Consider the following 13890-nt stretch of genomic DNA (forward strand, 5'->3'; position numbering starts at 1 on the left):
GCGCCGGTCAGCGGGGCGCGGCCACGGCCTCGGCCCGGCGGGCGGCGAGGGTGGCGGCGCGGGTACGGCGGGAGTTGCGGACGGCGTCGACGGTGAAGACGATCAGCGCGGCCCAGACCAGGGCGAAGCCGGCGACCCGGGCCGGCGGCATCGGCTCGTGGAAGATCAGCACCCCGCAGCCGAGCTGGAGGATCGGGGCGAGGTACTGGATCATGCCGAGACCGGTCAGCGGCAGCCGGTTCGCGGCCCCGGCGAAGAGCAGCAGCGGGATCGCGGTCGCCGCCCCCGCCGACACCAGCAGCAGGGTGTGCCCGACCGACACCTGCCCGAACGTGCCCTCGCCGACGGCGGCGAGCCAACCCACGTACGCCAGCGCGGGCAGCGCCAGCACCGCCGACTCGACGAAGAGCCCCTCGGCGGCGGGCAGCCCGAGCTGCTTCTTGGCCAGGCCGTATCCGGCGAAGCTGAACGCCAGCACCAGCGCCAGGTACGGCAGCCGGCCGTAGTCGACGGTCAGCACGGCCACGGCCAGCCCGCCGATGCCGAGCGCCACCCACTGCGTGGGCCGCAGCCGCTCGCGCAGCACGGTGACGCCCAGCAGCACCACCACCAGCGGGTTGATGAAGTAGCCGAGAGCGGTCTCCACCACCCGGTCGGAGGTCACGCCGTAGATGTAGGTGCCCCAGTTCACCGCGATCAGCGCGGCGGCGACGCCGATGCCGGCCAGCGCCCGAGGCCGGCGCAGCAGTGCCCGCAGGAAACCGACGTTGCGCATCGCCGCCAGTAGCAGGGCGACGAACACCACCGACCAGACGATGCGGTGGGCCAGGATCTCCAGCGGCCCCGCCGGGCGCATCAGCCGCAGATAGAGCGGGAAGAACCCCCAGAGCAGGTACGCGACGAAGCCGTAGAGGTAGCCGAGGCGGAGTGGCGTCACGTTTCCACCGTAAGGGCCGGGAGGCCGCCCGGTTCCTTTCCGGTGACCGGACTCACCGGCTGGTCCCGCTGGTCGAGCTGCATCCAGCGGTGCGCATCGGTCATCGGGGCGAACCCGACCTTGGCGTACACCGCGTGGGCGTCGGCGGTGGCCAGCAGGATCCGGCGTACGCCCAGCTCGGCGAGGTGGTCGCGGACCGCCCCGGCCAGCCAGGTGCCCAGTCCCCGGCCGCGCTCTCCGGGGTCGACGTAGACGTCGCAGAGCCAGGCGAAGGTGGCGTGATCGGTGACCACCCGGGCGACCGCGACCTGGCGGCCGTCACCCGGGCGGTAGACGCCGAACGGCACCGACCCGGCGAACGCCCGCGCCACCGTCTCCCGGTCCCGCCCGAGCGCCCAGTACGCGTCCGTGCAGAGCCAGTGGTGCACCAGGCCCAGGTCGATCCGGGCCGGGTCGGTGCTGAGCAGGTAGCCGTCGTCGCGGGTCAGGGTGAACATGCCCGCGACGCTAACCCGGCCACCCGGCCCGATCAGCGACCAATTCCCGCCTACTGGTCGGACCGCCTCCCCCTGGTCGAGGCGGGTCAGTCCCGGTCCAGGACGGCCCCGAGGATCCAGGTGACGATGCCGACGAACAGCGCGCCGAGCACCGCCTCCGGCCAGAAGCCGTCGACGTGGAAGGGCAGCCCGGCCTGGTCGGCGATCCAGCTCGTGAGCAGGAACAGCAGCCCGTTGACCACCAGCGCGATCAACCCGAGGGTCAGCAGGTAGAAGCCGCAGCCGACGGTCTTGATGATCGGCTGGAGCACCGCGTTGACCACGCCGAAGATCACCGCGACGAGGACCAGCGTGACGACCGCCTCGCCAGCGGACGCCGAGTCCAGCGTGATGCCCGGGATGAGCAGCGTGGCCAGCCAGAAGGCCAGCGCCGTGCTGCCCAACCGGATCAGCAGCCCTTTGAGGAAACCCATGGCCGGATCGTGCCACGGACGGACAAGCTGCGGAAGCCGCGACCGTCGCCCCGGTCAGCGGCGGGACGGGCGGCCGATCAGCTGCGACTCGATCGGGGTGGGGGAGAGCAGCGCCCAGCGCAGCGCCCGCCGGTTGACCACCGCGACCATGTCGTCCCGGATCCGGGTCAGCCACTCCGCCGATCCGCCGAGCCCCAGCGCGGCGCCCGCCACGGCGGCCTCGGCCGGGTCGAGCGGTTGCAGCACGGCCAGGTCGGCGCGGCCCAGCGCGTCGGCGTCGGCGGGGGTCAGCTCGTCGCGCAGCAGCAGCGTGGTCCGCCACGGGGATCCCGGCTCCGGCTCGGCGGTCGTGGGACCGGCGTCCACCACCACCAGCAGCGGGCGCAGCGGCGATCCCGGCTGGGCCACCGGGCGGCCCGGCGGCACCACCGGGATCATCGCGCCGGGGGTGCCGACGCCCCGGACGAACGGCTCCCACCCGCGCGGGCGGGCGGTCTGCACCACCACCCGCGCCCCGAGCGCCATGGCCCGCACCGCCACCAGCTGCGCCGCGCGTATCCCGCCGACCAGCATCACCCGGGTGCTCTCCGGCCGGAACAGCCGGACGGTCACCGCGCCGCCGTGCCGGTTCGTGCCGACCATCAGCCCCGCCTCGCCGAGGGTCAGCTCCAGGCTGTCGGGCGCCGGACCCGGCCCCGCCGCGCCCGCCGCGAGCGGCAGCGTGCGGGCCAACCCGGCGAGCTGCGCGCCGTCGAGCCGGTGCACCTCGCCGCCCACCTCGGCCATCAGCCGGCGCAGCGCCTGCGCCGCGATCGAGAGCTCCGCCGGGGTGGCGGCAGCCAGCCGTACGGTCAGCTCGGTCGGCGCCGCCGCGGGGTCGGCGCCGGCCCACGGCCCGACGCCGAGCGAGACGGTCGTCGCCGTCGCGGGCAGCGCGAGCAGCCGGGTCACCAGCCGCCGGCCGGCGTCCGTACGCGGGTCGGGCCAGCGGCGCAGCCGGAACGTGGTCTGGAGCAGGTCGCCCGCCCGGACCGCCTGCCAGGACTCCTGCGCGGGATGGTCGTCGTGGTGGGCCAGCTCCGCCAGCACCCGCAGCGTCGCGTGCTCGCCCAGCGGGCGGGCGGTGACGGGTCCGACCCGGCGCGCGATGCGGCGCACCGTTCCGGCGAGCGCCCGCCGCAGCTCCTCTCCCGTCCAGCCCTCGGCACGCAGCACCCGCACGGCGAGCACGGCCCGTTCCCGGCCGGCGAGCCGCCCGTCGGTGAGCTGGCGGTACGAGGTGGCGACGGCGCCGCCACCCGCGCCGACGGTCGGCGCCGGAGAGCCCGTCAGGAGGAGCTGGAGCCGCACCGGGGGGCCGTCCGGCGCGGCGGCCGGCAGCAGGGAGGCCGGGGCGGGCAGCGCGCGGGGAGCGTCGCCGAGCAGGTCGGCCGGATCGCCGACCTCCAGCACGGCCACCATGCCGGCGGCGTCGTCCAGCACGGCGGCCGGCGTGCCGGCCAGCTCGGCGGGACGCACGACCGCGCCCGGGTCGACGAGGTCCAGCAGGGCCGCCGGGCCGGCGGCCGGAGGCAGGGCGCGGCGGCGGGTGGCGTAGCCCAGGCCCGTCGTCAGCCACTCGAAGAGCCACCGCCCCCGCAGCCGCACCCAGGCCAGGGGCAGCAGCAGCGCGGCCACCCCCACGGCGGCCAACGTCACCAGCACGCCCCGGCCGACGGCCGCGACCACGGCGGCCACCGCCACCTGCGTGGCGACGACCTGACCGGCCCGGACACCGGCGCCTCTCCGCCGGCCGGCCGGGTTCCGCGACGGCGGCAGGGCGGCCGGGGTCGCCGGCGCGCCGGCCACGGTGCCGGCCGGATCAGCCGGGCCGGTCGGGCCAGCCGGGCCGATCGGGCCAGCCGGGCCGGACGTGCCGGTCAGGCCGAGCGGTCCAGCCAGGCCGGGCGGACCGGCCGACCCGGGCGGCGCCGGCACGAGGGGCGCGGCGGTCGGGCGGGGATCGTGGCCCGGGGCCGGCCGGTGCGGGCCCGGGCCGGTGGTCACCGTCACCGCGCCTCCTCGACCGGTCACTCGCCGCGACATCGACGCCGCCCATCGTAAGGGGAGCGTCCGGCGGGATGGGGGCCGCGGTCGTCCACAGGGGATGGCCACGGGGTAGCAGAACCGCGACGGTACGGCTACCGTCAGCGACGAGTTTCGCTGACCCCGCGCCCGCCACGCTCGACGTCCGGGCGGCGCGAGCGGCGCGCCCGGTGGGCGGGTGCGCCCACGGCCAGCCACGACCGAGGAGACGAGGTGACGTCCCGGGTGTCCCAGACCCAGGCAGAAGCAGCGGTGATGCAGCAGACCGCCGCGAAGTTCGAGCAGGTCGACCAGTCCCTGCAGTCCATGCTGAGCAGCCTGATGGCCGAGTTGGAGGTGTTGCAGCAGGCCTGGCGCGGTGCCGGCGGGCGCTCGTTCGAGCAGGTCAAGCAGCAGTGGGCACAGGACCAGGCGGCGCTTCAGCGGGCGCTGCGGGAGACCGCCGGCGCCGTCCGCACGGCCGGCCGGCACTACGACGTCTCGGACGCCGAGGCCGCCAGCCGGGTGTCCACCACCAACCGCGGCGGCATCCAGCTGCCGCTCTGACCCGGTCTCGGGGGAGGAGACATCCGATGGACGGTGTACTGGTCGTCAACTTCGCCGCCCTGCAACAGGCGAGCGCGGACATCCAGAAGGCGCTGAACGCGCTCGACTCGCAGCTCGGGCAGCTCGAACGGGACGCCGCCCCGCTCGTGGCGAGCTGGTCCGGCGAGGCCCTCCAGGCCTACGAGCAGCGGCAGCGCCGCTGGCGGTCGGCCTCGCAGGACCTCCAGGTCATGCTGCGCGACATCAAGCTCGCGGTGGACGACTCCGCCGCCGACTACCTCGACACGGAGAAGAAGAACGTCGGCCTGTTCCAGTAGGCCCCGCCCGGTGGTGGCGTCGATCGTGAACCGGTCGGCGCCACCATCGGCCGTTCCGGGCAGCGCGACCGCCGACGGTGGCCGCCCCCGGACACGACGGCCGCGGAACGCCGGCCGGGTCAGGCGGGGTGACGGGTGCGGGCCGCCGGCCGGGTCAGGCGGGGTCGGCCGGCCTCCAGCGGCGGCGGGCCCCGCGCGGCACGACGAGCGCCAGCAGCGCCGCCAGGGCCACCACCGCCCCGCTGGCCCCCGCCACCAGCAGCGCCCGGTCCCGGGCCGCCGCCCGGCGGGCCCGCTGCGCCAGCACCGCCGGCTCGGCCCGGTCGTCCGCGAGCGCGCTGACCTGGCGCGCCCGCTCTGACGTTCCCCCGGTCTCGGTGACCGCCCGGTACGGGTTCAGCACCCCCGCGCCGTACCCGCCGCCCCGACCGTCGCCGGGGGCAGGATCGGCGGTCGCCACGATCCGCTGCGCCACCTGCGCCGCGGTCAGCTCCGGCCGGTACTGGCGCAGCAGCGCGGCGGTGGCCGCCACGAAGGGCGCCGCGTAGCTGGTGCCCTCGGCCCGGTGGTGACCCTCGCCGGGGGCGGCCATCAGCACGTCGCTGCCCGGGGCGACCAGGTCGACGTACGAGCCGGTCTGGGAGAACGGTGCCCGTGCCCCGTCCGCCCCGATCGCGCCCACCCCGAGCACCCCGTCGTACGCGGCCGGGTAGGGCCGGGGGTCACCGGCGTCGTGCAGGTTCCCGGCGGCGGCCACCACGACCACGTCCCGGTCGACCGCGTAGCCGATCGCGGCCCGCACCGCCGGGTCGTCCGCGTACAGGACGACGGAGAGGTTGAGCACGTCGGCGTCGTGGTCGACCGCCCAACGGACGGCGCGGGCGAAGTCCCCGGCGCTGACCGTGCGCCCCGACTCCCGCCCCTCGACCACCTGCTGCTCGCTGACCCGTACCGGCAGGATCCGGGCACCCGGGGCCAGCCCACGGAACGCCGTGCCGTCGCGGGGGGCGGCGGCGATGATGCTCGCCACGCCGGTGCCGTGGCCGGCGCAGTCCCGGCTGCCGTCGCCGCCCGGATCGAGCAGGTCGGTGCCGTCGAGCACCCGGCCGGCCAACTGCGGATGCCGCCGGTCCACCCCCGAGTCGATCACCGCCACCGTCACCCCGGCGCCGGTGGCGAGCGGTGCCAGCCGCTCCGGGGCGTACCGCTGCTGGGGCCAGGGGCGCGCGGACACCGGCCGAACCGGGGCGAGGGGCGAGGCGCAGCCGGGGACCGCACGCGCGGCGGTCGGCGCGGACGCCGACCAGCCGGCCGGCACCGGGCCGGGCGCGGGCCCGGCCGGGCGGCTGGCGATCGTGGGGGCGGCCGGGACGGCCGTCAGCAACGCCGTCGTGAGGGCGGCGAGGAGCGGGCGTGAGGGGGACCGGGACATCGACCGCCTCCGTATCGTGTCGACTCCGGAACGGGATGTTAGCGCCTGTGGCGGCCCCGGGCGCACCGCCGCCGGCCAGCGATTGTGATCTTGCTTCTACCTTGTAGGTTGTACGCGATACCTATGGCCTGTGCGCGGGAGGAGGGGTGGCCGTGACCGAGTGGGAGCCGGCCACCGACGCCGAAGCGGCGATGCGGGACGCGCTACGCGCCAACGACCAACAGCTCTACTTCCGCGTTCTGGCCCGGACCGAACTGCTGCTGCCGGTCTCCGCCGAGGCGCTCGCGGGGACGGCGCCGGTGGGCTGGGGCACCTGGAGCACAGGTGGCCGCACCCACGTGTTGGCGTTCACCTCCGGAGCCGCGGTGCGCGCCTGTCTCGGGGAGCACGGCGGTGCCGTCCGGCGCATCTCGTACGCCGATCTGTCCGACAGTTGGCCCAACCACGAGTGGTGGCTGGCGGTCAATCCCGGGCTGCCCATCGAGGGCTACCTGCCGGCCTGGTTCGTCGCGCAGCTCTCCCGGGGCGACGTCCGGCTGCCCGGCCGCACCATGGGTGCGCGGGCCCGGCTGGAACGCGTGGAGACGGCTGCCCGGGCGCGGGCCCAGGCCGCCGGTCAGGACACGTCGGGCGGGCCGACCACCGGTGTGGCCCGGCCCGACGGCACGCTCCGGCCCGAGCCCACGGCCGCGCCGGCCACCGGCCGGATCCCCGCACCCGCCCGACCCGGCCCGGCCCACCCGCTCGTCCCGCCCACGCCCCCGGCGGACCACCTGGATGCGCGGCGTGGCGACCCGACGGCCGGCGGACCCGCCCGGTTCGACGCCGTGGCGGCCCCCGACCGGCTCCCGCCGCCGCGCCCCGCGCCGCTCACCGAGCGCCCGAGGGGCCTGCCGACGCCCGACGCCCACCCCTCGCCGTCGACGAACGGTCGCCCGGCCGGGGAGGCCCCGGAGCGGCCGAACCGGTCGTTCTTCGAGCCGGCCTCCGGTCGCGCGGCCGCCCACCGGCAGGAGGCGCTGCGCTCGGGCGAGCGGGCCGTTCCGCCGTCCCGCCTCGCCCCCGGCAGCCAGCCGTTCCCCCGCCGCCGGCCACTAGGGGAGCCGGTACCGGGGGAGGCGACCCACCCGATCCCGAGCGCCCCGACGGGAGCGGAACCGACCCACGCCTTCACGACGCCCGCAGGCGAGCCGACCCACGCCTTCACGACGCCCGCAGGCGAGCCGACCCACGCCTTCACGTCGCCGACCGCGGAACCGACCCATGCGTTCACGACGCCCGCCGGCGAGCCGACCCGCGCCTTCACGTCGCCGACCGCGGAACCGACCCATGCGTTCACGACGCCCGCCGGCGAGCCGACCCGCGCCTTCACGTCGCCGACCGCGGAACCGACCCATGCCTTCGCGGCGCCCGGCGCGGAGCCCACCCGGGCCTTCGCGATGCCCGGAGGTGAGGCCACGCAGGTGCTGCCGCCGCGCGGGCCCGGCGAGGACGCCACCCGGGACCTCCGGGGCCCCGCCCCGGATCCCGGGCCGCCATCACCGGCGTACGGCGCAGACCGACCGCAGCCGGCCGAGGACCTCACCCAGGCGCTGCCGCGCCGGCAGGACACCCCCGAACCGGTCGGGCCGGAGCCGGTGGCGGACGCGGAACCGGTCTCCGGGCCACCCGCTCCCCGACGCGGGTTCACGCCCATCGTCATCGAGGGCACCGTCATCGAGTCGCGGGACCTCACCGGGCCGCCCGCCCCCGAGCCGGCCCCGCCCGCCGAGGAGACCGTCTCGCTGTTCGAGCCGGTCCGGCGCCGCCGGGAACCGGTGACCGCCGACCCCGCACCGCCTCCGCCCGCCCACCCGTCGTTGCCCGCCGACGCCGTGCGGTCCGCCGCCCCGTCGTGGTCCGGCGACGCCACCGCGTCCCTGGATCCGACGGTGTCCCTGGATCGGACGCAGCCGGTCGTGTCGTCGGGCGACGCGACGGTGTCTCTGGATCCGACGGTGTCCCTGGACCGGACGCAGCCGGTCGTGTCGTCGGGCGACGCGACCGTGTCCCTGGATCCGACCGTGTCTCTCGATCGGACGCAGCCGGTGGTGTCGTCGGGGTCGGGTGACGCGACCGTGTCCTTGGACCCGACGGTGTCCCTGGACCGGACGCAGCCGGTCATGTCGTCGGGCGACGCGACCGTGTCCCTGGACCCGACCGTGTCCCTCGATCCCGGTCCGCCTGCCGATGCGGCGTGGCCCGGGGACCCGACCGTGTCCCTCGGATCCGGGCCGCCCGCCGACGCGTGGTCCGGGGACCCGACGGTGCCGACCGGCGTCGCCGCGCCCGCACCGGCGGCGGAGGGCGCCGCCCGGCAGGGGGCCGCGACCGACGCCGGCGTTCCCGACGCCGGACCGGTGGAGGACCCCGGTCCGTCGGTCGCCGGCGAGCCGGTCACCGCACCCCTGACCGGGAGCGCGGACGCGGCGTCGGATACCGGTCCCGTGCCGGTCGGCTTCGAACCGGCCAACGAGGTCGAGGAGAACCTGCTCGACGCCGCCGGCGCCGGCAGCACCGACACCTTCCTGTCCACCCTGCTGCTGGCCCGCGTGCTGCTGCCGGTGGCGGCAGACTCCGCGCCGGGCAGCCGGCCCGGCGAGCCCGGCTTCGTCTGGCGTACGGAGGAACTCGACGGCGAGACGTTCGTGGTGGTGCACACCTCGCCGGAGCGGCTCGCCGACCACACCGACGCGACCGTCGAGACCATCGAGGTGAAGTTCGTCCAGTTGATCCGCCGCTGGCCGGACGAGTCCTGGTCGTTCGCGGTCAACCCGGGCACCCCCGTCGGGGCGAAGCTGCCCGGCGAGCAGATCGTCGGGCTGGCCAACTGGGCGGCGGAGGTGGGGCTCGGCGACGACACCGAGACCGAGCCGCCCGCTGCCGAGGAACCGGTGAGCCGCCCCCGCTACGCCCCGCCCGCGCCCGACCCGGCGCGCCCGATCGTGATGCAGAAGGCGGTCGCCCCCAGCCAGCTCGCGTACTACCTGGAGCGGGGCTACGACCGGGTCTCCGGCTTCGTGCACCGGGCCGGCGAGCTGGCCCACCTCAACACCCCGGCGCAGCTGCACGACGCGCTCGGCCTGGGCTACCCCGATTCCCCCTTCGCCCGCGACGCCGGCGAGATCTACGTGCTGCGCTGGCCTGCGCACCGGCCGAGCCTCTACCGCATCCCGTACGGCGGGCAGAACGAGGCCGCCATGCGGGCCATGGAGGGCTGGGTCATCGAGCGCCCGCCGTTCCGGGGCAACGGGTTCGCGCCGGGCGAGAGCAGCGACGTGGTGGCGGAGTTCAAGGTGGACAGCGCCCGGCTGCCGCACGGCGCGCAGCTTTGGCGGATCGGCGCGGACGGCACCGAACGGGTGGTCGCCATCCTCGACACGGACGCGCTGCGGTGGCGACAGGTCGGTGAGCAGTGACGCGCGACGGCTACGTGGCCCGCTGGAAGGGCCGGGAGTACCAGGCGAGCCCGGACGGCGACGACGTCCGGCTCTACCAGCCGGAGCCGGGCGAGGGCTTCGAGGAGATCCGTCCCGGCCGCTACGTCCGGGTGCTGCCGGCCACCGAGCTCGACGACCTGGCGTACGTGCGGACCACCTGCTCCTGGCAGGGGCAGCCGTTCATCGTCCTCGGCGAGCACGACGGCTGGCTGCGGGTGGAGTACACGGGCGGACGCTGGCCGGTGGCCCGGGCGATGGGGCTGGAGGTCTTCGACTTCGGCGTCTACCAGGGCTGGGCACCCGCCGCGGAGGTCGCCGACCTGCGCGAGCAGCGGGTCTGACTCAGGACTTCGCCCAGCGCAGGACCTCGCCCAGCACCAGGTCGCCGGCCTCCACGTGCGGGAAGTGCCCGATGCCGTCCAGGAGCCGCCACTCGTAGGGCGCCACCACGTACCGGCCGGAGCCCTGGGCGGTACGCGGCAGAGAAGCCTCGTCGAGCGCGCCGTGCAGCTGGAGGGTCGGCGTGATCAGCGGCTTCTGCATCAGCCGGACGAAGCGGTAGCCGTGCAGGCGGAGCACCGAGCGGAACGCCCAGCGGTAGCCCTCCAGGGCGCAGAACGCCGCCTGCGGGATGCGCATGGCCTCCCGGCACCGCTGGGCGTACGCCTCGAAGCCCGGCCCGTCGACCCAGCGCGGCCCGCCCCAGCGGCGCAGCATCTCCTCGACGGCCGACGCGTCGTCGCGGGTCAGCACGTGCTCGTAGCGGGGCAGCTGGAACTTCAGGGTGGGCGTGGCGGCGGCGAACTGCCCACGCGGGTCGGCGAAGATGGCGGCCCGCAGCCGGAGCGGGTGGGGGGCGCCGAGCACCACCAGCCGGCGGACCAGCGAGGGGTGGAACGAGGCCACCGTCCACGCGATCATGCCGCCGACGCCGGTGCCCACCACGGTGGCGGAGCGCTCGCCGAGGGCCCGGATCAGGCCGGCGACGTCGGCCGCGAGGGTGTAGCCGTCGTACCCCCGGGGCGGCTTGTCGCTGGCGCCGTAGCCGCGCAGGTCGACCGCGACGGCACGGAAGCCGGCGTCGGCGACGGCCGGCAGCATCTCGTGCCAGGCCCACCAGTGCTCGGGGAAGCCGTGCAGGAAGAGCACCATCGGGCCGGTGCCGGCCTCCACCACGTGGAAGCGACTGCCGTTGGCGCCGACGAACCGGTGCGTCCACGGCCCCTCGGTGAGGACGCAGGACTCGTCGACGGGCCCGCCGCGCTGCTCGGTCATGGCAGACAGCCTAGGACCCCGGTGCCGGTCACCTCCGCTCCCGACCCCGCGGGCGGCCGGGAGCGCCCGTGGAAAGGGCGATGCCCGGGCAGGTGACCTGCCCGGGCATCGCGTGGTGCTGGTGGTGCGGGATCAGCGATCAGGAGATGCGGATCTTGGTGTTGAGGCCGTCCTTCTCCAGGACCTTGATCTTGGTGCCGGTGGCCGGGAGCTTGACGCCGTGGTTCGGCAGCTCCGGGAACCAGTACTGCTGGGTGTCGTCGAACAGCGGCTGCGCGGCCTGGCCACGGATGTACTGCGGCTGGCTGTTGAGGTGCAGCGTGAACGAGTCGGCCTTCTTCAGGCTGAACGGCGCGTCGTAGACCTGGACGCGGGACCGCCAGGGCTGGCCGGTCAGGTTGTAGATCGGCCGCGGGTGCGCGTCGATGATCAGGTTGCGACCCTCACCCGGGTGCGCGAACGTGTCGTTGTCCGCCCAGCGGGTGTTCCAGTAGGAGATCAGCAGACCCTCCTGGTACGCGTAGTGGTCCACGTAGTCCGGGCGGGTGTTCGAGTAGCCGAAGAAGTACGGGCCGGTCTTCAGGTACTTGTCGTACGAGATGTACTGCCGGGTGCCCGCGATGTAGTAGTTGTCGTACGCCTTGGTGTAGCTCTTCTCGGCGGTCTCGAAGCCACCGGCGAGCGTCCAGCCCGCGGCACCGGTCTCGGCGCCGTCGGAGAGGACGGTCTGGCCGTCGGCCGTCACGGTGATCGCGTCACCGTAGAAGCCACCCTCGGAGACGCCACCGTCGGTCTGGTAGCGCAGCCGGAACTGCGCGACCTTGCCCGCCGCCACGTCCATGGGGATGTTGACGTCGACCCACTCGCCGCCGCTGCTGCCGTCCAGCGCGTAGCGACCGGCGGAGATCTCCTTGAGCGGCTGGCCGTTGGCCGTGCCGGGCAGGGTCACCCAGGACTGGCCGCCGTCCAGCGACGCCTCGAAGAACAGGTAGTCGTAGTCGGCCTCGATGTTGTAGCGGCCCTTCATCGACAGGGCCGCCGACGACTTCCCGGTGAAGTCCAGGGTCCGGGTCATCGTGCTGTTGAGGTCGTCCTGGTTGCCGGAGAAGAACTGCTTGCTGCCCTCGAAGGGCGCGCCGTGCTCGAACGTGTAGTCGCGCTTCGGGAGCACCACGACGACGGCCTGCGCCTCGTCGCTGTTGTACTCCTGCGGGCCGAGGGTCATGGTCCGCTTCTGCCCCGCGACGACCACCTCGTAGTCGAGCCAGCCGAGCTGGAGCTTGTTCCACGCGCCGAGGTCGCCGCCACGGTCACCGATGCCGGCGTCGGTCTTGGCGCCGAGCCGGCTCTGGGCCATCAGGGTCCAGTGCTCGTTGTTGTTGTCCCCACCACTGGTGACGTTGTAGTCGTCCGGCAGACCGAGGTCGTGCGCGTACTCGTGGTAGAAGACGCTCCGGCCACCGTTCTCCGGCTGGATGGTGTAGTCGCCGATCCAGATGCCGGTGTTGCCGATCTGGGTGCCGCCAGCCCGATTACCGGGCGGGCCGGTCACGTTCTGGTCAGAGGCGTAGGCGTACCAGCGGTGGCTCCAGATGGCGTCCTCGCCCTGGTGCGGGTCACCGTCGGCCTCGTCGCCACCGGAGTGGACGATCTGGAAGTGGTCGATGTAGCCGTCCGGCTCGTTGAAGTTGGCGTCGCCGTCGTGGTCGTACCGGTCCCACTGGTCCATCGCCGACAGGTCGGCGGCGATCTGGGCGTCGGTGCGGCCGGCGGCCTTCTGGTCGGCGACCCACTGGTTGGCGGCGTCGCGGACCAGCGCCCAGGTGTTGGTGCAGACGTTCGAGGCGCACGGGTAGCCGCCGGAGCGGCCGTAGCGGGCCTCGTTGTACTTCACCTTCACCCAGTCGGTGACGGTGCCGTCGACGCTGTAGCGACCCGAGGACTGGGCCTCGTAGTACTGCTTCACCGACTCGTCACCGGGGTTGGTGCCGAAGTAGAGCTTGCGGTAGTAGTCGGCGTTGTAGTCCGCCTGCCACACCGTGGAGTTGTCCACCGCCCGGTTGGGCTGCGGGATCTCGTTGTGCAGCGGCCCGTCGAACCGGGTCGGACCCGCGGTGTCCGGGTCGGTGTCCTGGTCCGGGTAGCTCGGGTGCCGCTCGTTGCCGAACTCGGCGAGGATGACGAAGATCCGGTCCGTCTTCTCCCGGGAGAGCTCGACGTACTGGTCCTCGGTCTGGGTGGCGGCGTTGGCCCGGGTCGAGCGGGCGGCAGCCCCCTCGGCCTGGGTCTTGCCGACCTTGACGACCGTGCTGCCGTTGACCTTCTGCGGCTTGGCCCGGCCGGAGAGGACGTCGCTCAGACCCTCCTGGCGCAGGGCGCGACGCTTGTCCTCCAGCGGGTTCGGCAGGTCGTGGTCGACATGGGCTGGCTCGGCGACCGACGGAGCGGCCGTCGGCAACTTCGGCTGCGGCGCGGCGGTGGCGGACGAACCGAACGCCAGTCCCGTCGCCGTCAGCGAAAGCCCGAGCAGACCCACTGCGACTTTGCGCACGTGGTACCTCCGGTTTGAGGGAACCGGCCCAACGGGGGTACGGGCCGGTGCTACCGATCCCACTAGTGGGACCAATGGTGAACATAGACACTCGTGTGACCGGTGGGAAGATGCGTGCGTCGATTTGTTGCAAAGTTTTGTTGGGAATGCTTTTCACCGTCACATCCCGGCCGTTCACCAACGCGGTGAGCAGGGCGAACGGCCCCACCTGGGGACAAAGAGACGGTTCTCGATAAGCGTGATCGCGTAACGGAAAAGTGGACGGCGGCGTGCCCGTCGGCCGTACCACGGGTGGTCC

The 13890-nt window shown here is 74.6% G+C and carries 11 protein-coding genes; 4 read left to right on the forward strand and 7 right to left on the reverse strand.

Going from position 1 to position 13890, the window contains the following annotated elements:
* Positions 1-7: 7 nt before the first annotated feature.
* From rarD to eccE, 4 genes are all read right to left on the reverse strand, one after another.
* Positions 8-937, reverse strand: a complete 930-nt coding sequence (rarD, locus tag AC0OO9_RS16635) for an EamA family transporter RarD (RefSeq protein ID WP_484511037.1) — start codon at positions 935-937, stop codon at positions 8-10.
* Positions 934-1434, reverse strand: a complete 501-nt coding sequence (locus AC0OO9_RS16640; protein ID WP_484511038.1) for a GNAT family N-acetyltransferase — start codon at positions 1432-1434, stop codon at positions 934-936. The genes rarD and AC0OO9_RS16640 overlap by 4 nt, the downstream gene beginning before the upstream one ends.
* Positions 1435-1520: 86 nt before the next feature.
* On the reverse strand, positions 1521-1907 hold the full coding sequence (locus AC0OO9_RS16645) for a phage holin family protein (protein ID WP_132232082.1): 387 nt from the start codon (positions 1905-1907) through the stop codon (positions 1521-1523).
* A gap of 54 nt (positions 1908-1961) precedes the next feature.
* Positions 1962-3800, reverse strand: coding sequence for a type VII secretion protein EccE (eccE, locus tag AC0OO9_RS16650; protein ID WP_484517969.1), 1839 nt, complete (start codon positions 3798-3800; stop codon positions 1962-1964).
* Between the two features lie 417 nt (positions 3801-4217).
* On the opposite strand from eccE, the gene AC0OO9_RS16655 reads away from it, so the two are divergent.
* Positions 4218-4538: a WXG100 family type VII secretion target gene (locus AC0OO9_RS16655; RefSeq protein WP_132232452.1), complete on the forward strand. Its 321-nt coding sequence runs from the start codon at positions 4218-4220 to the stop codon at positions 4536-4538.
* A gap of 26 nt (positions 4539-4564) precedes the next feature.
* Positions 4565-4855: a WXG100 family type VII secretion target gene (locus AC0OO9_RS16660; RefSeq protein WP_132232078.1), complete on the forward strand. Its 291-nt coding sequence runs from the start codon at positions 4565-4567 to the stop codon at positions 4853-4855.
* 154 nt (positions 4856-5009) lie between these two features.
* Here the strand turns inward: AC0OO9_RS16660 and mycP are convergent, their stop codons facing one another.
* Positions 5010-6287: a type VII secretion-associated serine protease mycosin gene (mycP, locus tag AC0OO9_RS16665; RefSeq protein ID WP_484511039.1), complete on the reverse strand. Its 1278-nt coding sequence runs from the start codon at positions 6285-6287 to the stop codon at positions 5010-5012.
* 152 nt (positions 6288-6439) lie between these two features.
* On the opposite strand from mycP, the gene AC0OO9_RS16670 reads away from it, so the two are divergent.
* Positions 6440-9745, forward strand: coding sequence for an SseB family protein (locus AC0OO9_RS16670; protein WP_484511040.1), 3306 nt, complete (start codon positions 6440-6442; stop codon positions 9743-9745).
* A complete protein-coding gene (locus tag AC0OO9_RS16675) occupies positions 9742-10107 on the forward strand; it encodes a hypothetical protein (protein WP_484511041.1) in 366 nt (121 codons plus the stop codon). The genes AC0OO9_RS16670 and AC0OO9_RS16675 overlap by 4 nt, the downstream gene beginning before the upstream one ends.
* 1 nt (position 10108) lies before the next feature.
* Here the strand turns inward: AC0OO9_RS16675 and AC0OO9_RS16680 are convergent, their stop codons facing one another.
* Positions 10109-11041 carry an alpha/beta fold hydrolase gene (locus AC0OO9_RS16680; RefSeq protein WP_484511042.1) on the reverse strand — a complete coding sequence of 311 codons (933 nt, stop codon included), beginning with the start codon at positions 11039-11041 and terminating at the stop codon, positions 10109-10111.
* A 139-nt stretch (positions 11042-11180) separates the two neighbouring features.
* A complete protein-coding gene (locus tag AC0OO9_RS16685) occupies positions 11181-13577 on the reverse strand; it encodes an immune inhibitor A domain-containing protein (RefSeq protein WP_484517970.1) in 2397 nt (798 codons plus the stop codon).
* Positions 13578-13890 lie beyond the last annotated feature (313 nt).

It is taken from the genome of Micromonospora sp. USAFONa4 (assembly GCF_057197825.1).